This window comes from Microcoleus sp. S36a_B3, from assembly GCF_036700745.1.
In the GTDB taxonomy this organism is placed as follows: Bacteria; Cyanobacteriota; Cyanobacteriia; order Cyanobacteriales; family Microcoleaceae; genus Microcoleus.
Genome location: NZ_JAUBPN010000004.1, coordinates 111,862 through 137,802, shown reverse-complemented (window position 1 = coordinate 137,802; position 25,941 = coordinate 111,862). Strand labels below are relative to the sequence as shown.

The following is a 25,941-nucleotide window of genomic DNA, read 5'->3' as shown; positions in this document are numbered from 1 at the left end:
GAATTTCTTGTCGTTTTGAAGCCCGGCGCTTCAGAATAGACTTATTAATTTTATATTAAGGATTGCCGGAAATTTTCATATTTGCTGATTAATGGTACTTATCGGGAGATAAATTATACTTATACGATGCAAAAATAAGAGGGCTGCCCAAGAGTCTCCAACCCCCTTGTATAGCGGGTTTTACCTATAGAGAAGTAGAGAATCGGTGTTAACCGCCCGGTATTTTTTTTAGTGATTAAAGCTGGTCAATTTCCCAAGCTGCTAAAGGAAGTTTGGCTTGGCGCTGTCCGATCGCCCTTGCCCTAACATTCAAAAGACCGATCGGCGTATGTAACAAATCTACCAGATCGAGGCGGGCGAGATCACTTTTAGCCGCAGCAACCGGCAACTCTTTTAACAGCCACCTAGCCAGCCGATACAAATATTCGCCTGTGGTAAATTCACGCATCAAATCGACGCCGTGAAGTTCGTGCAAATATTTATTAGATTCGCCGTACCGATACCATTGACTTTGCAACTGTTTTATTGTAGAACGGTGGCGGTGTCGGACGATCGCACTTTCGGCAAAATACATTTTATAGGATGTTTCTCGCAAAATCCGCCAGCATAAATCCGCATCGCCACCACTCGTAAGGTACGGGCGAAACAAACCGACTCCTGCTAAAATCGGCCTGCGTACAGCTAAGTTGGCGGTTTGACCGTAGGCACAAAAAGGGTGAGCGAGAGTATGTTTTTGAGATAAAGTATTGTCGCGGGCTGCGTGTTTTTCTAAGAGACTATTACCGGGGAGGGCGAGAATTTCCCCCGCGCTAATTCCTACTTCTAAGTCAACAAATGGCTTAACTAAATTTTCCAGCCAGTGAATTTCGGGGCGACAGTCTGCATCGGTAAAGGCAATTATTTCACCTTTTGAGCTGTGAATTCCGTTGTTGCGGGCGGCGTAGGAACTTTGAATCTGGTTTTCGGTGAGGTGGCGAATGGTTATTCTATCCAAAGGGCTTCCCCCCCTTACCAAGGGGGGGACTGAGGGGGGGTTCAAGTTTGTAGCTGTTTGGATAATTGCTGAAGTGCGATCGCGACTGTTGTTGTCTACTATGAGATATTCTACACTGTGTGGCGGATAAGTTTGCGATCGCAGACACTCGATTAAATCCGGCAAATCCCTCTCACCGTTGTAAACAGGTACCACAACCGAAACAAAGGGTAAAAACTCCGCACTGTTCATTCATCCTCTCTGCTGGTTGTTGAGTCAATCAGGACTAAAGTCCTTACTACGAACCAGTTTTATTTTACCTTTTTTGAGACTTTTTTTAATCTAAAACTGGCAAAATGCCCGTTCCACAACTGCATTGAGTTCTTGTGGAACGGGCATCTTATTTGTTTTTTAACATGGCAGAAAACATCAGCTACATATGCTGTAAAGTCTATTAATAATCCGCTGTTAACTATTGCTAGACAACATCAAAATCATTAATACTAACACCCCGTTAGTTAAATAAAAGATACCAACCACCTGAGTTTCCAGCCAGCCGCACAGTTCTAAATGATGGTGCAGCGGAGCCATTTTTAACAGACGCTTGCCGATGCCATCCGGGCCTTTCGTAGCTTTGTAATAACCTACTTGAGCAATTACCGACAGCGTTTCTACAAAGAAAATCCCGCTGATAATTAATAATATCCAAAGGCTATTTGTTAATAAAGCTACCGCACCCAACGCACCGCCCAAAGCTAAGGCCCCTGTATCGCCCATAAACACTTTGGCTGGATTGCGATTGTGAGTTAAGAAACCGAGACAACTGCCGCTGATGCAGGCGCAAAATATCATTAATTCTGGCGAAGTTGAGGCTACAGATGCGCCTAATCCCAAAAGTGCGATCGCCCCTAAACCTCCCATCAACCCATCAATGCCGTCGGTAAGATTAGTAGCATTGCTTTCAGCAACTAACACAAAACCCGCCAGCGGCCAAAACAGCAAACCCAAAGGCAATACCCAACCGAAAGGCAAAGCAATGTTCGTAGAAATTGCTGGATTGTGCAACATTAACCACAGACAAAATAAAGCTGCAAAACCTATTTGCAAAGCCAATTTCATCCGAGGTGAAATACCTTTATTCGACTTGTGGCGCAGAATTTGCCAGTCATCCAGCCAGCCGATGAAACCGTAAGCTAAAGTTAAAGCAGATACTGCCACAACGTCTGAGTTAAAATTAGACCAGAGTAAAGCGACTGCGACTCCCGCCGGTACAAAAAAAACTCCGCCCATTGTTGGAGTTCCGGCTTTTTTTAAGTGGGCTTGGGGGCCGTCTTCGCGAATTATTTGTCCTGCTTTCAGTTTTTGGAGTACGGGAACTATTAGATAGCCCAATCCCGATGCAACGAAAGCACAAACCACTAGCGGTAAAAATAGCGATCGAGGCAAATTCAAAAATCTGCCCGCTGCTACATCTAAACCGATCGCTACAATGCCAAGTCCAAAACCCAGCACGAGAAATAAATTCCGACCTGTAAGTTTGAAAGGTATACTAAAAGGGATTCTTTCATCGACAAAGTTATCCATATCACTCCTGCACACACACCATTTGAGAACAAGCAATTGACAATTGAGGAATAGGGTGGAATACCGGAGATTGCAAAATCTCTTAGTTTTTATTCCCTGTTTCCGGTTGATTCTTTCACCCTGTTATCCGTTATTCGTCGCCTGCACCCGCATCATCTTCAGCTTCTTCTTCTAAATCATCGTAAGGATTGTCGTCAACTGCCATCAGTTCGGGAAATTCTTCTTCGTTGAGATAGTTGGGTTCTTGGACATCCCTTGCTAACAGGCGATTCTGAGATTCCAACCAGTCTAAAAGAGATGATTCCTGCTTTAATGGAATTACGTCGGCAGGCAAGTGGCGAGGGATTTGGCGCAGAGATGGGTTATACATGATTCTCGGTTTCTAAACGGAAAGACGCGATCGAGTAGAGGTAATATTTTGCCGAGTGACTGCTCTTTCGATCAATCGCTTGCACATCCGGCATTTAGCAGCGCTAGGGCATTATACCACAGAGACTGTTTGCTTCCGGATCTCGATAGGATGGCAGACCGAAAAGGAACTTGTCCCGAGCATGGGCCCCAGAATAACACTAAAATCCGCTCTTGCCAATCCTTTTTTAGCCGTAAGTATTGTAATCTGAGACGATCGCCCTTTAACATATCCAGGACGCAGGGTTCTCTGGCAAGCGGCAGATTCACAACACTCTCCTAGTTTTCGAGTGAAGCCTGATGGCAAATAGCCTCTACATTGTTCAGTCAACTCTCAAGCAATAAATCTCAGGATGGATACCACCGCAGCCGTTTTATACAACAAAGAGGGTTACGACACCACAGGAAAGAGACTTCTGGGGCGTCATGCAGCCGGAGAAGGATTTCTCAAAAGCTTAGTCCAACACGGCACCGCTGACTCTCTCTACTGTTGTGCAGATAGCCAAACCACTTTTGAGGAATTTTGTGCCCGCATCGAACCTTGGCTGGAAACACCTCGGAAAGTCCGCTGGATTCCCACACAACGATCGGATTTGCTATCTCAACCGGGGACAATTTACCGACCCGATCCGGCCCTGGCAGACCTGGCTTGGGCGCGCAGATTTGTCGATCAGCGGGCCTACAGCATTTGCGGCGTTACCCACACAATCGGTACAAAATACGTCATGGAGGCGATCGGCGATTCGATCGCCGCACCGACACAGCCTTGGGACGCGCTGATCTGCACCTCTGGGGCCGTGAAAACAGCAGTAGAAGGAGTTTTGACGCAGTGGTCAGAATATTTAGCGCAGCGCAACGGCGGTCAACCGGAAATTTTGATCAAATTGCCAATTATTCCCCTAGGAGTCGATTGCAGCGCGTTTCCGCAGGGTGTGGAAGCAGTTAACAGCCGCCGCCAACAGCGACAAGAACTCGGCATTTCTCCCGGCGATATTGTTGTGTTGTTTGTCGGTAGATTAACTTTTTCGGCAAAAGCCCATCCCGTACCAATGTACATCGCTTTAGAACGGGCAGCACAGCAGACTAAAGCTAAAATCCACCTAATTCAAGCCGGTTGGATCGAAGATTTGAGAGAAGAACCCGACTTTAAAAATAGCGCGCAAATATTTTGTCCCTCCGTAAATGCTATTTTTTTAGATGGCAGAAAGCCGGAAATTAGAATTAATATTTGGTCGGCGGCTGACATTTTTATTTCGCTTTCCGACAACATTCAAGAAACCTTCGGCCTAACGCCAATCGAAGCAATGGCTAACGGACTGCCGGCCATAGTTTCTGATTGGAACGGATACAAAGAATCAGTACGCCACGAAATCGATGGCTTCCGCATTCCCACACTCATCCCGCCGCCAGAAGCTTGTTTAGATTTAGCCCTAAATTATCTCGACGGTAGTTTGAATTGGCCGACTTACATGGGTCACACTTCCCTAGCCACAGCAGTTGATATTGATGCTTGTACCCGTGCTTTGTGTCTGTTAATTGACAGCGCGGAATTGAGAAAGCGGATGGGTGAAAATGCCCGACAAAGGGCGAGGGAGATTTATGATTGGAAAGTAGTAATTGCTGCTTACGAACAGTTGTGGCGGGAATTAGCAGAAATTCGGATTTCTGCACCGGAATCGGCACCTTTAAAACCAGGGAAACCGCCTTATCCGCTAAGTGACGATCCGTTTCGGGTGTTGGGCCATTATGCGACGAGAACTTTAACCAATGATATGATGCTGAGTCTGGGTGCGATCGCCACACCAGAACTTCTGAAAGAGTTGCAGACTATTTGGTTTAGCAGTTTCGGTCAAGACCGAAGAATCTCTGTTAAGATTCAGATGGAGATGTTAAAGGCGATCGAGCAAAAAGGCACTGTTAGCGCGGGCGAGATTCTCAGGCTTTATGCCAAAAACGAGCAAGAATTAGCACACCTGTATCGGACGCTACTCTATCTCGTAAAATTTGGCGTGCTAGTCATTGGGAATCGGTAATGGTTCATGTTAAATCGAATAAGATTCGGCGGTTGAAACCACTCCTTATCAAACGATTTTCGCGGCTAGACTGAAGATTAAAATAAATCTAGGGTTCGCACTACGTACAGAGAAGAAGAGGGCGGGCTTTGCCATTTTTTAAGTCATTTGTATCATATATCCTTAGCTAAACCCGCCCCTAAAAAATGCTAATGACTACTGACTAATGACTACTGACTACTGACTACTGACTCTTAAAAAACTATGCTTAAAAAATCTGGACTATTAGAGATAATTGCTGGTAAAAATCGCGGTTTGCTGGCGACTCCAAACGACAAACAGGCGATTTTAAGTGCGATCGCCCAATTGGAAGATTACAACCCCACATCTCGCCCCGTCGAAGCCGCAGAGCTTTTAGAAGGTGATTGGCGGTTGTTGTACACCAGCAGCCGCGCCCTGTTGAATATTGACAGTTTTCCACTGTTAAAATTAGGTCAAATTTATCAATCTATCCGCGTCAAAGAATCAAAAATTTATAACATTGCCGAAGTTTACGGATTGCCTTATTTAGAAGGAATTGTCAGCGTAGCTGCGAGATTTGAGGCTACCTCGGAACGGCGAGTGCAGGTAAAATTTGAGCGATCGATTTTGGGTTTAAGCAGGTTGATTGGCTATGAATCTCCGGCAAAATATATCGATGAGATTGAGTCGGGGAAAAAGTTTGCTGCTGTAGATTTCAAGCTGGATACTCGCGAACAGCAGGGATGGCTGGATATTACTTATTTGGATGGCGATTTGCGGATCGGGCGTGGCAATGAAGGAAGTGTTTTTGTGTTGACAAAAGAGTAGTTTTGTGATGTTTGATTGAGGGCAAATTGCTGTGTCTGCGTCAACTCATGCCTCAAGCTTCGCTGCAGGTAGTCTTTGACTTGCAACCAGACTAAAAATAGCGGCTTTCCCCACAGGCGGCGAAGCTATCCCGAACAGGAATCGCCCCTCTCAAATAGGAAAGTTATATTAGTTTGAGATTCAACTACAAACTCAAAACTAGGCTGTACGGATTTTCATTGTTTAGCTAAAATCAGATAAGCTAGTATAAAATTATCCTCAATTTGTTGGTGAATTATGACTGTAACAACTGCAAAATTCATCCTTCCTAAAGCGGACGAAATTCCTCAATGGCAACCCGCGACGTGGGAAGATTATGTAGCAGCTTGCGAAAATCCCAAATTTGAGCAAGCAAGTATATTTTTTTATGAAGGATATATTTGGATAAACATGGGTAACGAAGGGCCTCAACACGCGAGATTTAACAACCTCTTGACTCTGGTGTTTGGATTTTGGTTTTTTACCAAAGCAGGACAAGCTTTCGATGATTTGGGCGGCTGTGTAATTGAAAAGCCCAAGGTGGGGGGTGGTGCGCCCGATCGCGTTTTATACATTGGCGGAGATTTCCCGCAGTGGCAAAAAGGAGAACCGCGCCGCATTAATCTCAATAATTCGCGAATTCCCGATTTAGTCGCGGAGATTTCCGATACTACTTTGACGAGTGATTTAGATGAAAAAAAGCGCTTGTATGCTGCTTTGGGAATTCCTGAATATTGGGTAGTAGATATTAATGGTGTGAGAGTATTAGCATTTCGCTTGCAGGAGAATGGAAAATATGAGCAGTGCGAATTTTCTGTAGCACTTGAGGGATTGCCAATTGCTTTGCTGTCGGAGACTTTGAAACTTTTGACTGAAGGAAATGGGACGGCGGCAATGTGGTTTGCTCAACAAATTGGGTACTTGTAGGTTGTTTGGGAACGTGCGAATGCTAACTCTAACTTTGCTATGATTAGGAAGAAGTCATATTGACCGGGAATTGAAAAATATGGTATTACCAACAATTACTGAAGATACAATTTCTCTCGCAGCAGGAGACGAACTCATTCTGCGATTTAGAACTTGGGAAGATTACGAGGCATTGCTAGCCAGTCGAGAGGATAAAGCTGGATTGAGAATTCGTTACAGTAGCAAGACTCAAGAAATTAGAATTATGTCACCATTGCCAAGACACGGTAAGAATGCAGATATACTGGCAGATTTTGTCAAAGCTTTGCTACGTCATGTCGGCAGAGATTGGGACGCATTTACCCCAATTACGCTGAAGCGGATTAACCAACAGGGAATTGAACCAGATTACTGTTTTTATATCGAGAATAGGGAACAGATATTAGGCAATGAGCGCATTGATTTAGAAACAGATCCACCCCCAGATTTAGCGATTGAAATTGACCTGACTTGCACTACTAAACCAGAGGATTATCAAGCGATCGCACCTTTGGAACTCTGGGTTTACCGTCAAAGTCAATTATTCATTTATCAGTTCGAGTCACAGCAGTATCGAGAGTCTCAAACGAGTCGCTGGTTTCCCGGTTACGATCTCAAAACGCTAATTCCTCAATATTGCGATCGCGCTTGGCAGATTGGTTCTAGTGTGGCGCTGCGAGAGTTTGAAGAGGTATTGCGATCGTTATGAATGGATTTGGGATGGGAAAAGGGCGATCGTATTCAATAGCTATAGCAATCCTCAATGATTTGTGAGACGTTTCTTCAAACCGTCCAGGCTGGGTAGTCATAAATTTTATAATTTGCACAACAAAACCTTACAAAAAATCCTTAATATCACACAAAAAAATGCTCCGACTCTCCCAAACCCAGCTCAAAATCCTCGAAGAATGCCCCAGAAAATTTCAATACAGCTACCTAGAACTCCTCGCCACCACCACATCCCCAGAACACAAAGAAAAACTCACATTGGGTAGCCATTTTCACCTCTTGATGCAGCAGCGAGAACTCGGACTTCCCATTGAATCCATCATCCAACAAGACCCCGAACTGGGGCGCTGTGTAGCAGCATTTATCAACGCCGCCCCCGAACTTTTCGCAAACTCAGAAAATAGCGATCGCATTTTCCGCCAAGCCGAACATCCGCGCATCTTAATTTTTCAAGATTACCTATTCACAGTTATCTACGACTTATTAATCGCCGAACCCAACACAGCCCAAATCCTCGACTGGAAAACCTATCCCCGCCCTCAAAAATCTAAATGGATAGCCGAAAGTTGGCAAACTCGCCTCTATTTATACGTCTTAGTCGAAACCAGCGATTATTCCCCCGAACAAGTTTCTATGACATACTGGTTCGTCCAATTCCAAGGAAAAGAACCGCCGCAAAAACTCACATTTTCTTACAATCAAACAGAACACGATCGCACAAAACAAGATTTAACCCAAATATTGCAGCAGCTAACCGACTGGCGACAGCGCTATACCGAAGGCGGCGAATTCTTCCCGCAAGTAGAAATTAGTGCCAATCTGTGCGATTCCTGTCAATTCGCCACTAGATGTAACCGCACCCAAGACACCCAAATTTCCTCACTAAACCTTCCGGCAGAAACTCCCGCAAATTGGCTGCCAAATCTTGCTATAATCGAGGAAATATCTATTTAATATTATGTTCGGTCGATCGACCATAATAAAAAACAGTTTGTAGTGCGGACTTAAATCCGCAGTTTCACACGACTTCTGTGCGATGCTGCGAACCAATTTTATTGCAGTCAACCGACAGGACGCGATATAATTAAACCTTTTACTATGCAAAATCTTCGGACAGTTTCAATCTTGGACGCATTGGGATGCTAGAAACCCGGTTTCTACGAATTTTTGCGGCTATAAACGAGAAATTTAGGAAGAAAACGGGTTTCTGATTTGTTAGCAAGCGAGGGGCGGGTTTATAGATATAGCCTTTCAAGCCAAAGATGAGGTACTGTTGGGCATAGGGCATAGGGCATAGGGCATAGGGCATAGGGCATACCTCACCACGCTTGAGAAAGGCTATATTGTGGATTTGAATTAAAGATTGTTGGTAAACCCTCCCTTACAAAGTTATGGTTAACTTAGCTACTCAAAAAATCAATTTAAACATCTAAAATCAAATGGTCGAATTAGCTCAAGATTGGCAAAATCAACCCATAGCCCAACCCCCAGATTGGCTAATCCAAGCTGTTAGAAAACACGCGCCAGGACTTCCCGGAAATTATGCGGCGGCACTTCTCTGGCACAGAGGGATTGACAATCCAGAACAAATCCCTGGTTTTCTAAACCCCCAACTTTACCAGCCAGCAAGTCCCTTTGAATTCGGACTAGAAATGAACTGGGCGATCGCACGAATTCAGCAAGCAATAAACAACAGCGAAAAAATTGCAATCTGGGGAGATTTCGATGCCGATGGTATAACTTCAACCTCGGTACTTTGGGACGGAATGGGAGAGTTTTTTACTCAAAATGACCAATTAACTTATTACATTCCTAACCGTTTAACTGAATCTCACGGACTCAATATTGCCGGCATAGATAAATTACATGAATCTGGAATTAGCTTAATTATTACCTGCGATACTGGCAGTACAAATATTGCTGAAATCGAATATGCTACTAGCTTAAATATCGATACAATTATCACGGATCATCATACATTACCGGACGATCGCCCGCCAGCGACAGCAATCATCAATCCCCGCTACTTTCCGGCCAACCACCAACTGTTTAACCTGTCTGGCGTTGCGGTAGCTTACAAATTAATCGAAGCATTATATCACACATTGCCGGATATTCCGCAGCGCCCGCTCACAGATTTATTGGAGTTAGTGGCGATCGGCTTAATTGCCGATTTAGTCCAACTTACAGGAGACAGCCGCTATCTAGCACAAATCGGCATAGAACAACTGCAAAAACAAATCAACAATCCCACCCGTCCGGGAGTTGCAAAATTGCTCGATTTGTGCAAAAGAACGGGCGATCGCCCAACCGACATTTCCTTCGGTATCGGCCCCAGAATCAACGCCGTCAGCCGCATTCAAGGCGACGCCAAATTCTGCGTAGAACTTCTCACCAGCCGCGACAAAAAACGCTGCGAAGAACTAGCAAATTTAACCGAAATTGCCAACACCAGACGCAAATCTTTACAGAAAGATGTTGCCAAAGATGCAGCCGAAAAACTCGCCAAACTCGACCTTTCAACTACTAGCGTTATTGTCCTCAGCGACCCCCAATGGCCCGTAGGAGTATTAGGATTAGTCGCAGGACAAATCGCCCAAGAATACGGCAGACCCGTAATTTTATTCTGCACAGAAGGAAGCGAAAAAATTAACCCCAGTCTTGCGGAAACACAAGTAATTGATTCTTTAAACCCGGATTTGGCAACACTTTCTCCATCCCAAATCCTAAATTCCAAATCCCCAATAGCCAGGGGTTCGGCGCGTTCCGCCAATCAAATCGACCTTTACCAATTAGTCAAAGACCAAGCGCATTTATTGGACAGATTCGGCGGTCATCCCTTCGCCGCCGGATTGAGTCTCCCTGTTGAAAATATTCCTATATTTACCGATGCCGTAAATCAACAACTCCGACAACAATACAGCCCAGATAGTTTAACAGCAGCCTCCGTTCAAGCAGATTTAAAAATTACTGTAGCCGAGTTAGGGAAAGAGTTATTTCAAGAACTCAAATTGCTCGAACCCTGCGGTATGGGCAACCCAGCACCAAAATTGCTGGTGGAAAACTGCTGGTTTCAGAATATCAAAAATAAGAATATTCAAGATTTAAAAGGAAACCAAGTAAAGTATATCAAAACTTCTTTTGAAGTTTGGGATGAATCTAGCGATAGAGGATTTCCCGGCATTTGGTGGGGACACTACCGAGACGAAGTTCCCCAAGGGCGGTGCGATGCAACTGTCGAACTTGATTTCAATACTTACACGTCGGACTATGAAGTGCGGTTGATTTCTGTGCAGGAATCCAGGGATGAGAAACAAGTTAATCCCCAGACAAAAATAGATTGGATTGTAGACTGGCGGAATAGAAATAACGATGAAGAGTTGTTAGCAGCTAGCAGAAACTTGGGATCTCAAATGCTGGCAGAAAATCCCGACTATTTGGAAATAGCCGATCGCGAAAACTCAATTATCCTCAAAGAATGTCCAGCAAGCTGGGACGAACTGCGGATCTGGTTTCGGAAAGCGCAGCAGACTAAGCAAAAACTGGCGATCGCCTACAGTTTACCCCCACCATTGCCCCCACAGCAAATCTGCCAACAGCTTATCGGCATCGCCAAATACCTCAGCCGCACCAACAAACCAGTCACCAGACACCAACTAACTCAAAAACTAGGCATCGGCGACACACCCCTGCGATGGGGGTTCACAACCCTAAAAAATCTCGGTTTCCAAGTCAATTATCGCGATCGAGCTTTTCACATCACCAGACAACCGGAAACTGCACAAAAGGGAGAGAAAATCTCCAAAGCCTTATTTTCTAGTCCCTCAACCCAATTCGACGAGCCCAATTTTCCGCCAGCAGTCGGTTTTGTAGCGCAATTCCTAGCAGCAGTCTCCGAAGAACAATTCCGCAGGAAATATTTTTGTGAAGTACCCCTTTCCACCATTGTGTCGATCGCCCGAGAAACCGTTATCCAAGAAGATTATACAGAAAATTTCTTTTAACCTAATCTTTGCAACCCTTGTTAAACAAGGGCTTTCGGGCTTTTTCTAGCTATGAGTTCACGCTTGCGCTGGTGGCGCGGGGTTCCAAAGGTTGTGAAGCGAAAAACTTTGTTGTGGAGATCGCTTGACAGACCGATTCCTGACGCCGGTACAACAACTCAGTTCTAAGAAATATCTTAGTTCTCAATTGATGCCGATAAAATAAGGCATAGGACAATGGGAGTTATCCCTTGCGAGTCACGCCCAAAAACTCAAAAGTCATAACTCACAGCCCAAAACCAAAAACTTCCCCACCGCTTTGAGTCGATCGCACATCTCCAATTTAAAAGCCCTATGATCCTCTGTCCCCGCTGCCAATTTGAAAATCCCAATCTAAACAAGTTTTGTCAACAATGCGGAAATTCCCTAATTTACAAACCTTGCCATGAATGCGGAGCCCAAGTCGCTGTTAGCGCCGCATTATGTCAAAATTGCGGAGCCGCAACAGGTCAAGTGTGGCGGGCAATTATCTGCAGTCCGTCGAAATTTCTAGCAGTCCCGCCAGACCAATCAACCATACCCCCAGCCGAATTTGCCCAAAAAAGCGACAACCTTCTAGAAACCGCATCAGCCCAAAACTCTCCCGAACCGATCGCCAACCCGATTAAAACAGAAATTACCGCCGACGCAGCAACAGCCGCCGCAGCAACTTCTCCGCAGCCCGATGCCGCCGAATTCAGCAGCCCAGAAAATATTGACCCAGAAAACATCGTCGAGGCGATCTTCCCCGCATCCTTGCAAACAGACCAAAAAAGCTCCATAACAGCACCAGAGCGCGAAATAACCTTATCTGAAAGCAATTTCATCACCGCACAACAGCCAGCTCCGCCCCCACAAACAACAGAGAACCCCGAGGTCGCATCTCCCCAATCCCCAGAAATCCCCGTCCCCAATTCCGAATATTTAATTTCTTCCCAGCCTGCGGGAGATTATCTAGACAGCCAGCAGCGTTACCAACTCCTAGAAACCCTGCCGGCGAGAAAACCCTCAGACACAGTAGCAGTAAAAGTATTAGACACTCAGCCGCTGCAACTGTCACCGCTCAAAGCAATGCTAGCAGCCAACTCTGCCAGCGTCGCCAAACGAACTTCTCCCTACAAAGCAATTAAAGACGGAGAAAATTCGACCAATTCGGCCTTAGCAGAGCTTTGCCAAGGCATAGCTGAACCTTATCTAGCACTCCGCTGGCAATTCTCTCACAACCTGCCAGTCATTCACGATAGCTGGTCAGACAACAAACAGGCAGTGCTGCTGCTAGAAAACTGCTCCCAATGGCCGCTACTGGTAGAACGGTGGAGTCAGCCGGAAACATCCATCCAGCAAATTGTGTACTGGCTGCACGAAATGACAGAACTGTGGGCAGCCCTAGAACCTTGGCGCTGTCGGCAAAGCTTGCTGGAACTGACAAATTTGCGAGTCAACCCCGACACTTCCTTTTCCTTTGCCTCTTTGCGGATGCAATACCTCTATCCCGAACCCGCCGGCTCAAACCTGCAACTAATAGATTTGGGGCAATTGTGGGAGACGATATTTAACCAGTCCGCTCGCACTCAGTTTGGCGCATTGCTGGAACTGCTGCAACAAATGTACCGAGGCGACATTGATACCATCGAAGAATTGCGATCGCGCCTAGAAACCGTTCCCCTCGAACTCCAAACCCCACCAGCAGCAACCTTAACCCTAACCCCCACCCGTTTCCAAAATAGCATCCCCGACAACTCGCCCTCCGACGCTGGCGAAGTCTTAACGCAGCCCATGCCAGTCCAGATGTACAGCTTAGAAGACTCAGGCCTCACCGATGTCGGCCGCACCCGCGACCACAACGAAGACTTCTTCAGCATCTGGACTCAGATAGACAAACTCGAAACCTGCTTCGGTCGCATCTTTCAAACCAAAGGGCTTTACATTCTCTGCGACGGGATGGGCGGACACGACAGCGGAGAAGTAGCAAGTCAACTAGCGGCTGAAACCCTCAGAGACTTCTTTCAAAACTGTTGGGAAAATCAACTCCCCCAGGCCGACACCATCCGCGAAGGAGTGATCCTCGCCAACAAAGCCATCTTTGAAATCAATCAAAACGACAAACGCTCCGGCAGCGCCCGCATGGGTACAACTTTAGTGGCAGTCTTAGTTCAAGACACCAAATTCGCCGTGGCCCACGTCGGCGACAGCCGCCTCTACCGACTCAGAAAAGGCCAGCCCCTAGAAAAAATTACCTCAGACCACGAAGTCGGACAGCGCGAAATTAAGCGCGGGATTGACCCGGAAACTGCTTATTCCCGTCCCGACGCCTATCAACTAACTCAAGCCCTCGGCCCGCGAGACGGTAATTTTCTCAAGCCTGACGTGCAGTTTTTAGACTTGTGCGAAGATACTTTATTGATTTTGGCCTCCGACGGTCTGACAGATAATGATTTGCTCGAAACTAATTGGCCAAGCACTCTCGAACCCCTGTTGAATCCCCAGACTAATCTGGAGCGCGGAGTTGCCGAGTTGATTGAATTAGGCAACAAATGCAACGGTCACGACAACCTCACGGCAATTATCATTCGCGCCCAGGTAGGCGCATTTCGCTTTTAGATTTTGGATGCTGTCCACTGTTCCAAAGCAGCGCCCTGGCCCGCTAGGTTAAAACTGTAATTGTTGGGCTATCTGGAACCGGAACGGCCTTTTCCGGGCAAGGCTTGACTTTCTGTCCTCTTACCTGAATTGCGATTTAATTAAGTGAATGCTTAATCTATCTACGATCAAAAACTTGTTGTGCTTCCGGTCATCGGCAACCAATGCTGCTAAAAAAACGAGTTTTTGATTGTGAGTCTGACAATCTTTTGCTCGATCGGGAAAACGCAGCCATTATTCGCTCTCTCATTTCCATTATTATCGGTTAGTAAGGATACGCCGTTCTGAATTCGTGCCTGTAGACTGGAAGCAACCGACTCCCGAAACAGAAGCAGGAAATAAAATAAGTTTCAAATGTGTCCTTGATGTCAGTCTTGTCCATCTTATCTAAATCTTACCGGGCAGAATTAATCCTATGAATCGAAAATGCTGCTGACTCTTTTAGATCCAGAAAAACAGACCCCCCTGCAACAGTGGAGTTTCGAGAGCGAGTCCATTGTCCGCATCGGCCGTTCTCCTGAAAATCACGTTGTGATCCCCAATGCTCTTGTGTCGCGCGAACACCTGGAATTGCAAAGAGTTAAAAGCGGCACCGACAGTCAGTGGTACTTAGTCAATTCGGGAACAAATGGCACTTTTGTTAACGGTATTCTCATGTCTCAGGGTTGGATCTCCGACGGTGTGCTGATCCAGTTGGCGCGGGGCGGCCCAACTCTGCATTTCCAAGCTGTCACGATTGAATTCGGCGGCAAAATTGAGGCGATCCCTACCGCCCATACTGCCACCCCGAGGTGTACCCACGCGGGAAACCCGCCGGGGAATTTATTCTGCATCCACTGTGGCGAACCGATTAAAGTCGATCGCACTATCCGTCACTACCAAGTGCTGCGAACCTTGGGCCAAGGCGGTATGGGGACAACGACTTTAGCTTGGGATCGAGAGAAAGCCAAAGTTCAAAAACCCGGAAGTTCTCCCGCAGCTTCTTTGGTAGTCCTCAAAGAAATGAATGCTGATATGGCTCAAATAGGTAAAGCTCAAGAACTGTTTGAACGCGAAGCTAAAACTCTCAAGGCCCTCCACCATCCGGGAATTCCTCAGTTTTTTGACTTTTTTGTCGAAGGGGGGAAAAAATATTTAGTAATGGAAATGCTTCACGGCGAGGATTTAGAAAAACGCATCTACAACCGCGGCCCTGTTGCTCCCAAACAGGCGATCGAGTGGATGATCCAAACCTGTGAAATTTTGGATTACATTCACTCTCAAAAACCCCCGATCGTCCACCGGGATATTAAACCTGCTAATTTGCTGGTGCGCCACCGCGACAATGGCATTACAGTGCTGGATTTTGGTGCGGTTAAAGAAATCGGCACTCCACCGGGCACTCGCATCGGCGTGGAAGGCTACACCGCACCGGAACAAGACCGGGGACAACCTCTCCCTCAGTCTGATTTATATGCGATCGGGCCTACTTTAATTTTTTTGCTGACGGGCGAAAGCCCTCAAAAGTTTTATGGCAAAATAACTCAAGGTTACGGGTTTAAGCTGGAAAATATTCCGACGATCGCACGTTCGTTGCGCGAGACCATTTTGCGAACCACTGCAACTAAACCGGGCGATCGTTTTCAAACCGCTAAACAATTAGCTAGAGCTTTAGCAGCTTGCCTTTAAGAGAAGGAAGAAGGAAGAAGGAAGAAGGAAGTTCGGCAACGAGCAATGTACGGGATGTAACGGATGTAACGGATGTAAGTCCGTCGGAAGAAGGAATAGGGAAGAAGGAAGGAAGAAGGAATAGGGAAGAAGGAAGAGGAAAGAGGGAAGAAGTTAGAAGCGGCAAATTTATTGATCAATTTACCCGATCGCCTGTTAATTTCTCCCAGATACCAAAGTCCTCCGTCTGGGCTGTTATTCCTCGTCCCAAGCTTCTACAGCGATCAACTCGCTAACGGGATCTTGCATAGAAAAATCAAACTCTAGGAGTTGCTGTTTCCAGTAAGGCCATTCGTCCCCATAAAGCAAAGCTATTTTCCAAATACTGTCTGTCGGCTTGATAATGTCAGACGTGACGAGAGAATGCACCTGACGCTGGAACTTAACCATCGGCTGTATAACCTGCTGGCTCATAATACCTCTTGAATTGTTTAAATCTTGTGTAATTACCACTTCCCAGCGCACACTCTTTATCGCAGTTTCGCCAAGAACCGTCTAGCCAAGATACGTGTAGATTTTTTTCGGGAAGCTACATATTCAACTTGTATCTTAACACAGTTCGTTTTGACAAGGGCCTATAAGCAAGACTGAAGAGTCAAGATTGACTTCAAAGAATTAATCATCTTTCAAAATGTCGCGCTATATGCTGTCGAGCGGCCGTGGGAAGTTTGCGGCCTCGATTGTTTCCACATATCATAGCATATGCTGCAAAGGCTGCGTTCGGCTGATTTTTGACAATGCTGATTTGGCGATCGACTGAAATTACTCTTTCGCTGCTACAGTCTAATTTCCGCTTTCGGGCGAGTCAAGCATTCGTTTCAACTTCGGCGCTAGTGAAAGCTGCCAGAGTTGGGACTCAACTGCATAAACTAATTATAGCTCTATTGAGGGCAAAGGCGGTCAAAAATTGTTAGATAATGTTGATCGGAATCCGCGCGACTGTCGGTAGAACATTCTAGGCCGCCCGACGCAGGCGTGCCAGCAAGTTCCCAACCCATAGTCCTAATGCACTAAATCTAAAATCTAAAATCTAAAATCTAAAATCTAAAATTGCATGACTTGGACAAGGCGACACATTCTCACTCTAGCTGATTTTACCTCCGACGAATACGACACGGTGCTGCAAACTGCGGCCAGTTTTCGCGAGGTGCTCGGCCGCCGCACGAAGAAAGTGCCGGCCCTGCAGGGTCAAGTGGTCGCGAATTTGTTTTTTGAACCCTCCACCCGGACTCGCAACAGTTTTGAATTGGCGGCGAAGCGGCTGTCGGCCGATACGCTGAATTTTACCCCTGGTAGTTCTTCTCTGACCAAGGGGGAGACTATTCTGGATACAGCTAAGACTTATCTGGCGATGGGAACGGATTTGATGGTAGTCCGCCACGAACAAGCTGGAGTTCCGAGCACAATTGCTTCGGAAATGGATCGGTTGGGTTCGAGAGTCAGCGTTCTCAATGCCGGAGACGGCCAGCACGAACACCCGTCCCAAGGTTTGCTAGATTTATTTACTATCTGTTCTCTGTTAGATAGCGAAGGCCCGCGGCTGGAACTTTTAGCGGGCAAAAAAATTGCTGTGGTGGGGGATATCTTGCATTCGCGGGTGGCGAGGTCGAATATTTGGAGTCTTACGGCTTCTGGGGCTGAGGTTCATTTAGCCGGGCCGCCGACTTTGCTGCCCCTGTTGTTTGCTGAGTGCGGCGATGTTCGTCCAGGTAAGTTATTTTTGCACTGGCAGCTTGAACCTGCTTTGGCTGATGCTGATTTTGTGATGACTTTGCGGCTGCAAAAGGAACGGATGAGCCAGCATTTGCTACCGAGTTTACGAGAGTATCATTCTTTGTATGGGGTGACGCGCGATCGGCTCAAACTCTGCAAGCCGGATGTGAAGGTTTTGCACCCAGGCCCGGTTAACCGCGGCGTGGAAATTAGCTCGGATTTGATGGACGATCCCCAATTTAGCCTGATTTCTCAGCAAGTTACCAGCGGCGTAGCGGTGCGGATGGCCTTACTGTATCTGATCGGCGGCGGTAAAGTTTAGGTGGTGGGCTGTTAGTGATTCTCAGGAGCGATCGCCTCTTTAAAATATAATCGTTACCCGGTCAGCCCGGGTAACGATTAAAATTCTTTCTAGAAAATGTAAATTTATCTAGTTAAGAATTAGTTGATCCAGGCAGTAGAAATCCAGCCGCCGCCTTGGAGTTGGGCCCAGCCGTGTCTGTAACGACCTGTCAATGCCACGTTATCTCCATTGTATAGCTTGCCGATGACACGAGCGCAGCCATTGGGGCGGTGGCGGATATTTAGGCGACCGCCGTTGGTGGCAACTTCGCCGTAGCGGTTATAGCCATGACCGCCGCCGCAGCGTTGTTTGTAGCAACCGGCCTGCGCTTCGCCAGCGACTCCCATAACAGATAAGGCTACTGCCATACCTGCAACGCCTACCAATGCAGAAGTAGGAACTTTCAGTTCCAGTTGGAGTTCGGACTCTGGAGATTCATAAGCAACAAAAGAATGATTCAATGCTAGTGCTTCCATAGTTTCCTCATGATTATTGTTAACAGTTGTTGATGCAGACTCAGGTCAAAACGTTAGATTAACAGCCCAAACCATTAATTTGTGGGTAAAAAAAGGTACAAAAGGGCGTTACAGTCTTGCTTTGCCGAGTATTCGCTTGCTTAGCCTGAAATCTGCACAAGTACATCATGCCATTTAACCAGCTTTCGGGAACAAAAAATAAATAAAGTTTACATTTTTTCCTATAACTTTGGACGGGGTGGCTCGGTATGAGCGCCGAATGAAAGTTAACTGTGTCATCAAAAAGCGAACGCAATCATCGCTTGGGTTGTGAAATTCCTTGCCGCGACTCTGGCATAATAGGACTTATTTTGCTGTGCTTGCTGATTGATTTGCGATTGCCGATAGATAGCTATGGGCGATCGCGCAAACAGGCTCCTCGCTTTTCACCACTGTCGGAATTTGATTCTGGTGAGTTATATTTGGGCCGATCGCACTGCTACAACTATTCGGGCAGATTCCCGAAGAGAGATAGCTAGGCTTCACAACTATATTGCTAAAAATTGATTTTTATGTATGCGTGACATGATGCAAGATAAATCGATCGCGACTGGATTTGTGTCAAGATCGATCGAGTTCTCCAGCATCACCTCTTTGGCAATGAACTCTATTTCTGCACTTGCGATCGGCACAATACCTCAATGTCATGAATCAGACAGCTTCGCCGTTACCATAGCGCCGTTATCTGTAGAAGAAATATACACTTTGGCAGATGACCACGCCAACGGAGCCGTGGTAATGATGAGCGGTACAGTCCGCAACCAAACTGACGGTCAAGCTGTAGTTTCCCTAGAATATCAAGCCTACGAACCAATGGCCGTGCGAGTATTCCAGCAAATCGCTACGGAAATCCGCCGTCAGTGGGTCGATGTCAATCGGGTCGTCATTCACCACCGCGTCGGACACTTGCAGGTGGGGGAAATCAGCGTACTGGTGGCTGTGGGGTGTCCCCACCGAGACTCGGCCTTTGCAGCTTGTCAATACGCCATAGATACGCTCAAACACAACGTACCGATTTGGAAAAAGGAACATTGGGCCGACGGTTCTAGCAGTTGGGTTAGTATTGGAGCGTGCGAGGTCAGTCATTAGTCATCAGTCATTAGTCATTGGTTATTGGTTGTTTGTTATCAAGGCTTTTCGGGATCGTGTCCCATGCCCCAGTCTCCATCTCTTCCCCTGTTTGGGAACTTGTGACGATCGGTCAGCGTCAACAACTGTGGAATGTTCGATGAGCCAATTCCACCCATGAGCGACTTTATTTCCGTGTCCTGGTCTGCGGTTGTGGCGACCGTTCAAAGAGTGCAATTGCCAGCCGAAAAACTCTCTAATTATGACTTGGTGTTGCGATGTCAGGAAGGAAGCCGACCTGAGAGCACAGCTTTTTCAGAACTGTTGAAGCGGTATCAGTCCCACGTAGACAGGGTTCTCTATCACTTGGCCCCCGATTGGCAAGACCGAGCCGACTTGGCTCAGGAAGTCTGGATTCGTGTCTACCGCAATATTAACCGGTTGCAAGAGCCTGTTAAATTTCGGGGCTGGCTGAGTCGCATCGCCACTAATTTGTTTTACGATGAGTTGCGAAAGCGCAAGCGCGTGCGAACTCCTCTGTCCCTCGACGTACCCCGGGCTCTGGAAGATGGGGAGATTGATTGGGAAATTCCGGCGGACAGTCCGGGGCCTGATGATGATTTGACGACTAGAGAATTTTATGACGAGTTGCGATCGGCGATCGCCGATTTGCCGGAAGTTTTCCGCACGACAATTGTTTTGAGAGAAATTGAAGGTTTAGCCTATGAGGAAATAGCAGAAATAACCGGAGTTTCTTTGGGAACGGTCAAGTCGAGAATTGCTAGAGCTCGCCAAAGATTGCAGTTGCAATTGCAAAAATATCTCGACGGTCATTAGTAAAATTCAGTCGATTTGAGATTGTACATACTTCGACTTGCTTCGGCTACGCTCAACACAAGTCACTCAGTACAAGTTTGAGATTTGAGATTTCGTCCTACAAGTTTGAGATTTGAGATTTACTTGCCGGTCGGTGAATCAAAGGAGAGCGCACAAAAGTCTAAAGTTAGGAGATCTGCAGAACATAAGTCAGGAGATTGTATCGGTTTTTGGGAGAGGTGAAGAAGATTTGATGAAGTTTATTGTAACGTCAAAGCTTCTATTTGATAATGTAAATAAAGAGTAAATCATTTTAAGATCGCGTACTTCTCCTAATTTTATCCAGTGGTGTGAAATATGAATCATAACTTTGAATCAGCAAAAAATCAGAATCAGCAACCGATGGGGGATTCACTCGGTGAAACTCCATCTAACAACAATTATTCCCAGGGCAATGTAACTACTATGATGCGCGATCGCTTTGAATTACTGAGTGCCTACCTTGACGGCGAAGTGACGGCGACAGAACGCCGAGAAGTTGAAGAATTGCTGACAAATGACCCCGCGACGAAGCGTTTGTACTCGCGACTTTTGAGTATGCAGCGAAGTTTTAGCTCAATGCCGGTGCCGGCTGCAGAACAATCAGCACAGGATTTGGCGGCGAAGGTTTTGCAACGGGTTGAACGCAAGACGAAACGAAATTGGGTTTTGGGTGGAGGTGCGATCGCAGCTTTGTTGATTGCGGCGGTGTCTGGTGTCGCTGGCGGCCGCCAATTGTTTGCTCCTCAGTTGGCGACATCGCCTGTTCCTGCTGAATCTGACGGTTTGATTGTGGCTTTGAACGAGCCGGTAATGGAGATTGTTAATCCCAACGATTTGATGCTTGGGGTGAATGCGCCGGTGATGGATATTCCGAAAGTTGATGTAGCAAGCCCTCACAAGTCATTGCCAAAGGTGCAGTAGGATTGATTTGTTGAGCAGTAACTGAAGTTGCTAAGCTCCCTAAAAAAGGGGGCTTTTTGCTGTTTTTCCCAGTTTTTCAAGGTGGATAGATTCTTTGACGCTTCCTCGGCTTTGAATGACGAATTGTGGGGCGATCGCATCTTGATATCCGAGTAGGTAGCGAGTGGAATTAGAGCGGGCGATTCCCTACGGGATAGCTTCGCTTCACGCACTTGTCACCGATTTTTTGGATATTGGCGATCGGCAACAGCAATGTCTCCTCAATTTCCTGCCGCACAGTAGGAGATACATTAGAAGCGTTATTGAGGCAATATACCAGCAATTTATTAGCATCGTAATACTTCCTCAGCAATGACTTCTGCTGTTCGCTAAATTGCCAATCGTGACCTATATTGCGATAGGAAATTATGATTTGTCTTAATTCCCGAGTCCAAACTTGTCCGTTAGCTTGCCACCATTGCCTAAATATTTCCTTGTCACCATCTGGGTGAGGTAGCTGTTTCTTAATTTCTTGCAGTGCTTGCATCAATTCAGGTTCAACAACAGGGACAAGAAGAATGTCGTGGGCAAGACTAAGGGCAGGATCAATAGCACCGTCGAGTATAGGCAAAATGGCAAGGTCAAGAACAAGGTCAAGGGTAAGTTCAACAGCAAGGTCAAAGGTATGTTTAACGGCAAGGTAAAGAGCTGGGTCAAGGAAACGTTCAGGGTTACGATTAAGAGCAAGCTCAAGGGATGGGAGAAGAGAAAAGTAAAAGAATCTCACTGCCGCAGGTTTGTACGGAAAATCAACAGAAAGGGATTTTTGGTTTACCCACTTTAGGAATTGCTGTAACTGCTCATCATCAGCGACCAGCTCATCAACTTGCTGTTTGATTAACAGCAACAAGTCATCAGCTTTTTGCAACATCCCAACAGCTAACAACAAGACTTCTCGCCAACGCTTCTCGGTCAGGTGGCTGACCAGTTTTTCCATAGCTTGTGGATCGGAATTGTTAACTATTTCTCTAGCAGTGAAATACTCTTGAAATGTTAAATGAGAAAACGAATAAATCCCTCTTGCCCTCTCCACTAATAAGCCATGTTGTGCCTCGATCGCCTTCAGCACAACCTCACTATCGCTCTCCAACTGAACGCGGTTAGTTGTGGCATCGGGCAAATTAGCTAGATATTCGGCAATCAATTGCTGAACTGTGTTTTTATCAAAAAAGTAATCGCCCCGATCAAAAGTAGTAGCTGCCACAAAAGCAAGTAAATGTTTCTTGCGGCACAAATTCAAATCGCGATAAATTTCATCCCGTTGAATACCTCTAGTTTCATCCCATTTTCTGAGCATTATTTCCATTCCTTCCTCATACAACTTGGCTCGGTTGGATGGAAAATCAGCTTTTGCTTGGAATACTAAACAAGTCAAATTTAACAAGATAGGCGTTACTGCCAGTTCTCGGATTTGCTGATTTTTTTGCAATTTCAGCTTTTCTACAAATTGAGATGCTAAAGCTTTCCCTGCGTCCAGATTATGGGAAAATGCCACAAACCAATTGATCGCAAAGGCAGCTATTTGCTCGCACTTAAAATCGGCCACCTCAACACAGGTAAAGGCTTCGTCGTGAAATCTGTACTTAGAAGCGGCAATTCTACAGGTAATTATAAACTGATTGTTGTAATACTTTTGGACAAACTGACGAATCTGTCTGACGACTGCATCGCTATCTGATTCTGGCACTTCATCTAAGCCGTCCAATAAAATCAAGCCTCTGCCTTGACTGAGTGCGAATTCAGTTTGCGATCGCCCTTCTACTCCGCAACTGGCAAATTCGTCGCTGATATATTCTAATAAGTCAAGATTAGCGATTTCAGCAAAGGTTTTCAGAGAGATAAAAATCGGTATTTTGTTGGCTTCAAATTCTGATCGATCGCACTGAATGGCGATGTGTTTCAAAAAAGTAGTTTTACCGGAACCAGGTTTGCCCAGTACCATCAGTTTAGAGTGAGATTTCACCGCATCCAATCCAGGGACTCGTTTCTGGCATACTTTACCCAATCCCAAGCGATTAAAATTATCCGCATCTGGGTTGAAGTCTCTCAATAAATCACGAATTTCTCCCGGCTGCCAACTGGTAATTTCCTCCAAAATGTTGACTTCAACGTAGAGGTTGCTGACATCAACGGGCTGTGCAATATCCAACAGTTGCATTTTGCTGTAAAGCTGTTGGATTTTGCTGTGGCATTTTTGCCGGATCTCTTCCACTACCGAATCAATAGGCTGTTGGCAAAAATCTCTAACCCCCCCAACCCCCACTTGGTAAGGGGAGGCTAAAGGAGGACGATCGACAATTTCTTCCCAATCCAACTGCAAAACCGTGCAGGAAGCCCTAAAAGCATGGGCTTTAATTGGTTCTCTTCCTGCTAAAAAACGCCTCCAAGTTGGCAGCGAGAGGCCATCAGCATAGGGCCCGGCCTCTGTCCAAGCGCGATCGGGTTCTAATATTTGACTAGCTTCTACTAACCATTTGGGGTCTTCTATCGTCGATCCCCTTTCTCTTCTAGCTTGCCTAATTTTTACTAATCCCTCCTCAGAGGCTTTGAGGGTCGTCATTATATAATTTACTTCTTTAATTGTCAATGTCAATTTTAGATCAGTTTAGCGATCGCAAACTGAGTTTGTCAAGACCCCAGCAACAAAGAGAAAATGATCCTGACAACAACTGCACGGCATACGGGAAAAGTCAGGCATAAATCCGGCAAAATTAACCCTTCAGAATGCCATTCTGTTGTGTCTCTAAAAATCACCTATTAAATAATGAGAAAGGATAGCAACATGAGAAATAGTATAAATGAAATTCCCTCCCGCGGAATAGGCATAAAACTTATTAGCAAAATTGCCGACAAGCTAAGCTCTACACGCACTTCTGACGAGCAAAACTGTTTAATAATTGTGAAAAATTTTCATCCTGGTATAATCCCAGCCCAACAGACGAATCAATATGGTTATTTGAAGCGGGTAGTTAGTTTTTTACAAGGTTTTAATTTGGGAATTAAAAAACCACAAAATCCACACTTTTATCCGAGTTATGATCAGCGCATTAAAACAATCAACTTGCAACTAAATACTGACCTCAAGAGTGTTACACAAGTTTTATGGTGGGTCGAGCAGTTTTTTTTTAGAGTATCTACCGATTCCCGAAGCAGTTCTGCAGCAGTGCAAACTTGCTACGATCGAAGGGTTTACAAATGCTGTTCGCCACGCTCACAAAAATCTGCCCTTAGAAACTCCGATCAACCTTGAAATAACCGTATTTAGCGAACGCCTAGAAGTCAAAATTTGGGATATGGGAGAGCCTTTTGACCTCCAAGCTAAGTTGATTGAAGAATTGCCAGTTATTTGGAGCGAGCTGGGATTTATGCTTGACTAAAGCTGTTCTGTAATTTCCAGCTTTAAATTGACAAGAAAAAGAAACTTTTTTGTGATGACTATTGATACTACTCCCAAAATTCTCGTTGTGGATGATGACGCTTCCATCCGCACTCTAGTTCATCGCTTTTTAAATCAGAAATATCAAGTAGATTCCGCAGCAGATGGCGAGACTGCTTTAGCATTGTTTGAGGAATTCAAGCCAATGCTAGTAGTTCTAGATTGGAATTTGCCGGATACTACGGGCTATCATCTTTGCCAGGAAATGCAGCGCCGTACTAATGTTTTTGTGGTCATGCTAAGCAGCCGCACAGACGAAGCTGATAAAATTCAAGCCCTGTCCGCCGGTGCTGATGATTATATCTGCAAACCATTTGGTCTTCAGGAATTAGCAATGCGGATCCAAGTTGTGTTGAGACGGATGAGGTGTGTTACTCCATCTCGTATGGTATTCGATCAATTCGCGATCGATTCAGCGCGCCGAGAAGCAACACTCAACGACAAAATTATCAAGTTAACAACCTTGGAATTTAATATTTTGTATTTTTTGGCAAGTCATCCCGGTAAATCTTGGAGTCGCCAACAGCTAATTGAAAAAATCTGGGGTTGGAACTGCAGCAACACAGAAGAAGAGAAAGTTGTTAGCGTACATATCGGCCAGATTCGCAAGAAAATGATTCACATTGATGCTACTGGGTCGCAGTTGATTAAAACGGTTCGGGGTTACGGTTACAGGTTCGAGCCGCCCTCGCCCGCGGCAATGGCAATTTCCTCAGCTCATCGGCATTAACGCCTTATTTTGTGAAAAACCTATTTTCCCACGTCCCATCGGGCAGCCAGATGCCTCCTAGGGAACGAACGCGATCGGGTAACATGAAGTAAGCCCAAGCCGTGCCTAGAGGTTTGAATTGTCGATCGAAGATTTCGATTTCCTGCCGCTGATATTCGTTTTGTGTCGGTTCCCGCAGCGGATGATAGTCTTCCAATCGGTCTAAATCGTCCAAAATAGCCGAGTTTGCGAAACAGAGGAGAAAACCGCAGACGATGCCCTCTCCGGCCACCATCGCAGGATAGCCGATCGGCAGCGCAAAAAGTTGACCGCGGGCGATCGCGGGGCAAGCCTCCACAACTTTTCCTTCGCAGTAGCGGAGGTAGTTGGACTCCCCCGGTTTGAGAGTACCGTAGACAAAGACTTTCATCGGGTAGGGCCTAACCGCTAGT

The 25,941-nt window shown here is 46.0% G+C and carries 23 protein-coding genes; 16 read left to right on the top strand and 7 right to left on the bottom strand.

Translation table 11 applies throughout. The annotated features are described in order from the left end of the window. Positions 1 to 235 precede the first annotated feature (235 nt). From QUA01_RS06420 to QUA01_RS06410, 3 genes are all read right to left on the bottom strand, one after another. Positions 236 to 1,225 carry a glycosyltransferase gene (locus QUA01_RS06420; protein ID WP_333088092.1) on the bottom strand — a complete coding sequence of 330 codons (990 nt, stop codon included), beginning with the start codon at positions 1,223 to 1,225 and terminating at the stop codon, positions 236 to 238. A gap of 216 nt (positions 1,226 to 1,441) precedes the next feature. Next, positions 1,442 to 2,557 (bottom strand): phospho-N-acetylmuramoyl-pentapeptide-transferase, encoded by a 1,116-nt coding sequence (mraY, locus tag QUA01_RS06415; RefSeq protein ID WP_333088091.1) that lies wholly within the window; start codon positions 2,555 to 2,557, stop codon positions 1,442 to 1,444. A gap of 130 nt (positions 2,558 to 2,687) precedes the next feature. Then, a complete protein-coding gene (locus QUA01_RS06410; protein ID WP_194010307.1) occupies positions 2,688 to 2,927 on the bottom strand; it encodes a DUF3134 domain-containing protein in 240 nt (79 codons plus the stop codon). A gap of 391 nt (positions 2,928 to 3,318) precedes the next feature. Between QUA01_RS06410 and QUA01_RS06405 the strand changes: the two genes are divergently transcribed. The 9 genes from QUA01_RS06405 to QUA01_RS06365 all read left to right on the top strand — a co-directional run bounded on the left by QUA01_RS06405 (position 3,319) and on the right by QUA01_RS06365 (position 16,123). After that, complete coding sequence (locus QUA01_RS06405) at positions 3,319 to 4,998, top strand: glycosyltransferase family 4 protein (protein ID WP_333088089.1); 1,680 nt, start codon at positions 3,319 to 3,321, stop codon at positions 4,996 to 4,998. Between the two features lie 243 nt (positions 4,999 to 5,241). Next, entirely contained in the window at positions 5,242 to 5,826 is a 585-nt protein-coding gene (locus QUA01_RS06400) for a PAP/fibrillin family protein (protein ID WP_194068823.1), read from the top strand. 276 nt (positions 5,827 to 6,102) lie between these two features. Next, on the top strand, positions 6,103 to 6,771 hold the full coding sequence (locus QUA01_RS06395; RefSeq protein ID WP_333088087.1) for a Uma2 family endonuclease: 669 nt from the start codon (positions 6,103 to 6,105) through the stop codon (positions 6,769 to 6,771). A gap of 79 nt (positions 6,772 to 6,850) precedes the next feature. Next, entirely contained in the window at positions 6,851 to 7,498 is a 648-nt protein-coding gene (locus tag QUA01_RS06390; RefSeq protein WP_333088086.1) for a Uma2 family endonuclease, read from the top strand. A gap of 158 nt (positions 7,499 to 7,656) precedes the next feature. Then, positions 7,657 to 8,472 carry a PD-(D/E)XK nuclease family protein gene (locus tag QUA01_RS06385; protein ID WP_333088083.1) on the top strand — a complete coding sequence of 272 codons (816 nt, stop codon included), beginning with the start codon at positions 7,657 to 7,659 and terminating at the stop codon, positions 8,470 to 8,472. A 485-nt stretch (positions 8,473 to 8,957) separates the two neighbouring features. Further along, positions 8,958 to 11,522, top strand: coding sequence for a single-stranded-DNA-specific exonuclease RecJ (locus QUA01_RS06380; RefSeq protein ID WP_333088082.1), 2,565 nt, complete (start codon positions 8,958 to 8,960; stop codon positions 11,520 to 11,522). Between the two features lie 333 nt (positions 11,523 to 11,855). Further along, positions 11,856 to 14,141 carry a serine/threonine phosphatase gene (locus QUA01_RS06375; protein WP_333088080.1) on the top strand — a complete coding sequence of 762 codons (2,286 nt, stop codon included), beginning with the start codon at positions 11,856 to 11,858 and terminating at the stop codon, positions 14,139 to 14,141. A gap of 465 nt (positions 14,142 to 14,606) precedes the next feature. After that, positions 14,607 to 15,848, top strand: a complete 1,242-nt coding sequence (locus QUA01_RS06370; RefSeq protein ID WP_333088079.1) for a protein kinase domain-containing protein — start codon at positions 14,607 to 14,609, stop codon at positions 15,846 to 15,848. Then, on the top strand, positions 15,839 to 16,123 hold the full coding sequence (locus QUA01_RS06365; protein WP_333088077.1) for a hypothetical protein: 285 nt from the start codon (positions 15,839 to 15,841) through the stop codon (positions 16,121 to 16,123). The genes QUA01_RS06370 and QUA01_RS06365 overlap by 10 nt, the downstream gene beginning before the upstream one ends. On the opposite strand, the gene QUA01_RS06360 is transcribed toward QUA01_RS06365, so the two are convergent. Beyond that, entirely contained in the window at positions 16,083 to 16,301 is a 219-nt protein-coding gene (locus QUA01_RS06360; RefSeq protein ID WP_006631282.1) for a DUF4327 family protein, read from the bottom strand. The genes QUA01_RS06365 and QUA01_RS06360 overlap by 41 nt on opposite strands. Positions 16,302 to 16,941: 640 nt before the next feature. Between QUA01_RS06360 and QUA01_RS06355 the strand changes: the two genes are divergently transcribed. After that, positions 16,942 to 17,922, top strand: a complete 981-nt coding sequence (locus tag QUA01_RS06355) for an aspartate carbamoyltransferase catalytic subunit (protein ID WP_333088075.1) — start codon at positions 16,942 to 16,944, stop codon at positions 17,920 to 17,922. Positions 17,923 to 18,041: 119 nt separating this feature from the next. Here QUA01_RS06355 and QUA01_RS06350 read toward each other — a convergent pair whose 3' ends face one another. Further along, positions 18,042 to 18,419, bottom strand: coding sequence for an SH3 domain-containing protein (locus QUA01_RS06350; protein WP_194012624.1), 378 nt, complete (start codon positions 18,417 to 18,419; stop codon positions 18,042 to 18,044). A 272-nt stretch (positions 18,420 to 18,691) separates the two neighbouring features. On the opposite strand from QUA01_RS06350, the gene QUA01_RS06345 reads away from it, so the two are divergent. From QUA01_RS06345 to QUA01_RS06330, 4 genes are all read left to right on the top strand, one after another. Next, positions 18,692 to 18,937, top strand: a complete 246-nt coding sequence (locus QUA01_RS06345; RefSeq protein ID WP_333088072.1) for a hypothetical protein — start codon at positions 18,692 to 18,694, stop codon at positions 18,935 to 18,937. 121 nt (positions 18,938 to 19,058) lie between these two features. Next, positions 19,059 to 19,547, top strand: coding sequence for a molybdenum cofactor biosynthesis protein MoaE (locus QUA01_RS06340; protein WP_333088411.1), 489 nt, complete (start codon positions 19,059 to 19,061; stop codon positions 19,545 to 19,547). Positions 19,548 to 19,703: 156 nt separating this feature from the next. After that, positions 19,704 to 20,363, top strand: coding sequence for a sigma-70 family RNA polymerase sigma factor (locus QUA01_RS06335; protein ID WP_194012629.1), 660 nt, complete (start codon positions 19,704 to 19,706; stop codon positions 20,361 to 20,363). A gap of 336 nt (positions 20,364 to 20,699) precedes the next feature. Continuing rightward, complete coding sequence (locus tag QUA01_RS06330; protein ID WP_333088069.1) at positions 20,700 to 21,305, top strand: anti-sigma factor family protein; 606 nt, start codon at positions 20,700 to 20,702, stop codon at positions 21,303 to 21,305. Between the two features lie 169 nt (positions 21,306 to 21,474). Here the strand turns inward: QUA01_RS06330 and QUA01_RS06325 are convergent, their stop codons facing one another. After that, a complete protein-coding gene (locus QUA01_RS06325) occupies positions 21,475 to 23,904 on the bottom strand; it encodes an NACHT domain-containing protein (RefSeq protein ID WP_333088067.1) in 2,430 nt (809 codons plus the stop codon). A gap of 526 nt (positions 23,905 to 24,430) precedes the next feature. Between QUA01_RS06325 and QUA01_RS06320 the strand changes: the two genes are divergently transcribed. Then, positions 24,431 to 24,721 (top strand): ATP-binding protein, encoded by a 291-nt coding sequence (locus QUA01_RS06320; RefSeq protein WP_333088066.1) that lies wholly within the window; start codon positions 24,431 to 24,433, stop codon positions 24,719 to 24,721. A 54-nt stretch (positions 24,722 to 24,775) separates the two neighbouring features. Continuing rightward, positions 24,776 to 25,510, top strand: a complete 735-nt coding sequence (locus tag QUA01_RS06315; RefSeq protein WP_333088065.1) for a response regulator transcription factor — start codon at positions 24,776 to 24,778, stop codon at positions 25,508 to 25,510. A 4-nt stretch (positions 25,511 to 25,514) separates the two neighbouring features. Here QUA01_RS06315 and QUA01_RS06310 read toward each other — a convergent pair whose 3' ends face one another. Then, positions 25,515 to 25,919: a gamma-glutamylcyclotransferase family protein gene (locus QUA01_RS06310; protein WP_333088063.1), complete on the bottom strand. Its 405-nt coding sequence runs from the start codon at positions 25,917 to 25,919 to the stop codon at positions 25,515 to 25,517. Between the last annotated feature and the right edge of the window lie 22 nt (positions 25,920 to 25,941).

Excerpts from the sequence above, each read along its gene's own strand:
- QUA01_RS06330 (WP_333088069.1), top strand. The coding sequence starts at position 20,700 with ATGAATCATAACTTTGAATCAGCAAAAAATCAGAATCAGCAACCGATG.
- QUA01_RS06380 (WP_333088082.1), top strand. The coding sequence starts at position 8,958 with ATGGTCGAATTAGCTCAAGATTGGCAAAATCAACCCATAGCCCAACCC.
- QUA01_RS06325 (WP_333088067.1), bottom strand. The coding sequence starts at position 23,904 with ATGACGACCCTCAAAGCCTCTGAGGAGGGATTAGTAAAAATTAGGCAA.
- QUA01_RS06350 (WP_194012624.1), bottom strand. The coding sequence starts at position 18,419 with ATGGAAGCACTAGCATTGAATCATTCTTTTGTTGCTTATGAATCTCCA.
- QUA01_RS06420 (WP_333088092.1), bottom strand. The coding sequence starts at position 1,225 with ATGAACAGTGCGGAGTTTTTACCCTTTGTTTCGGTTGTGGTACCTGTT.
- QUA01_RS06355 (WP_333088075.1), top strand. The coding sequence starts at position 16,942 with ATGACTTGGACAAGGCGACACATTCTCACTCTAGCTGATTTTACCTCC.
- QUA01_RS06360 (WP_006631282.1), bottom strand. The coding sequence starts at position 16,301 with ATGAGCCAGCAGGTTATACAGCCGATGGTTAAGTTCCAGCGTCAGGTG.
- QUA01_RS06410 (WP_194010307.1), bottom strand. The coding sequence starts at position 2,927 with ATGTATAACCCATCTCTGCGCCAAATCCCTCGCCACTTGCCTGCCGAC.
- QUA01_RS06335 (WP_194012629.1), top strand. The coding sequence starts at position 19,704 with ATGAGCGACTTTATTTCCGTGTCCTGGTCTGCGGTTGTGGCGACCGTT.
- QUA01_RS06405 (WP_333088089.1), top strand. The coding sequence starts at position 3,319 with ATGGATACCACCGCAGCCGTTTTATACAACAAAGAGGGTTACGACACC.
- QUA01_RS06395 (WP_333088087.1), top strand. The coding sequence starts at position 6,103 with ATGACTGTAACAACTGCAAAATTCATCCTTCCTAAAGCGGACGAAATT.
- QUA01_RS06390 (WP_333088086.1), top strand. The coding sequence starts at position 6,851 with ATGGTATTACCAACAATTACTGAAGATACAATTTCTCTCGCAGCAGGA.
- QUA01_RS06385 (WP_333088083.1), top strand. The coding sequence starts at position 7,657 with ATGCTCCGACTCTCCCAAACCCAGCTCAAAATCCTCGAAGAATGCCCC.
- QUA01_RS06370 (WP_333088079.1), top strand. The coding sequence starts at position 14,607 with ATGCTGCTGACTCTTTTAGATCCAGAAAAACAGACCCCCCTGCAACAG.
- QUA01_RS06400 (WP_194068823.1), top strand. The coding sequence starts at position 5,242 with ATGCTTAAAAAATCTGGACTATTAGAGATAATTGCTGGTAAAAATCGC.
- QUA01_RS06315 (WP_333088065.1), top strand. The coding sequence starts at position 24,776 with ATGACTATTGATACTACTCCCAAAATTCTCGTTGTGGATGATGACGCT.
- QUA01_RS06375 (WP_333088080.1), top strand. The coding sequence starts at position 11,856 with ATGATCCTCTGTCCCCGCTGCCAATTTGAAAATCCCAATCTAAACAAG.
- mraY (WP_333088091.1), bottom strand. The coding sequence starts at position 2,557 with ATGGATAACTTTGTCGATGAAAGAATCCCTTTTAGTATACCTTTCAAA.
- QUA01_RS06340 (WP_333088411.1), top strand. The coding sequence starts at position 19,059 with ATGAACTCTATTTCTGCACTTGCGATCGGCACAATACCTCAATGTCAT.
- QUA01_RS06310 (WP_333088063.1), bottom strand. The coding sequence starts at position 25,919 with ATGAAAGTCTTTGTCTACGGTACTCTCAAACCGGGGGAGTCCAACTAC.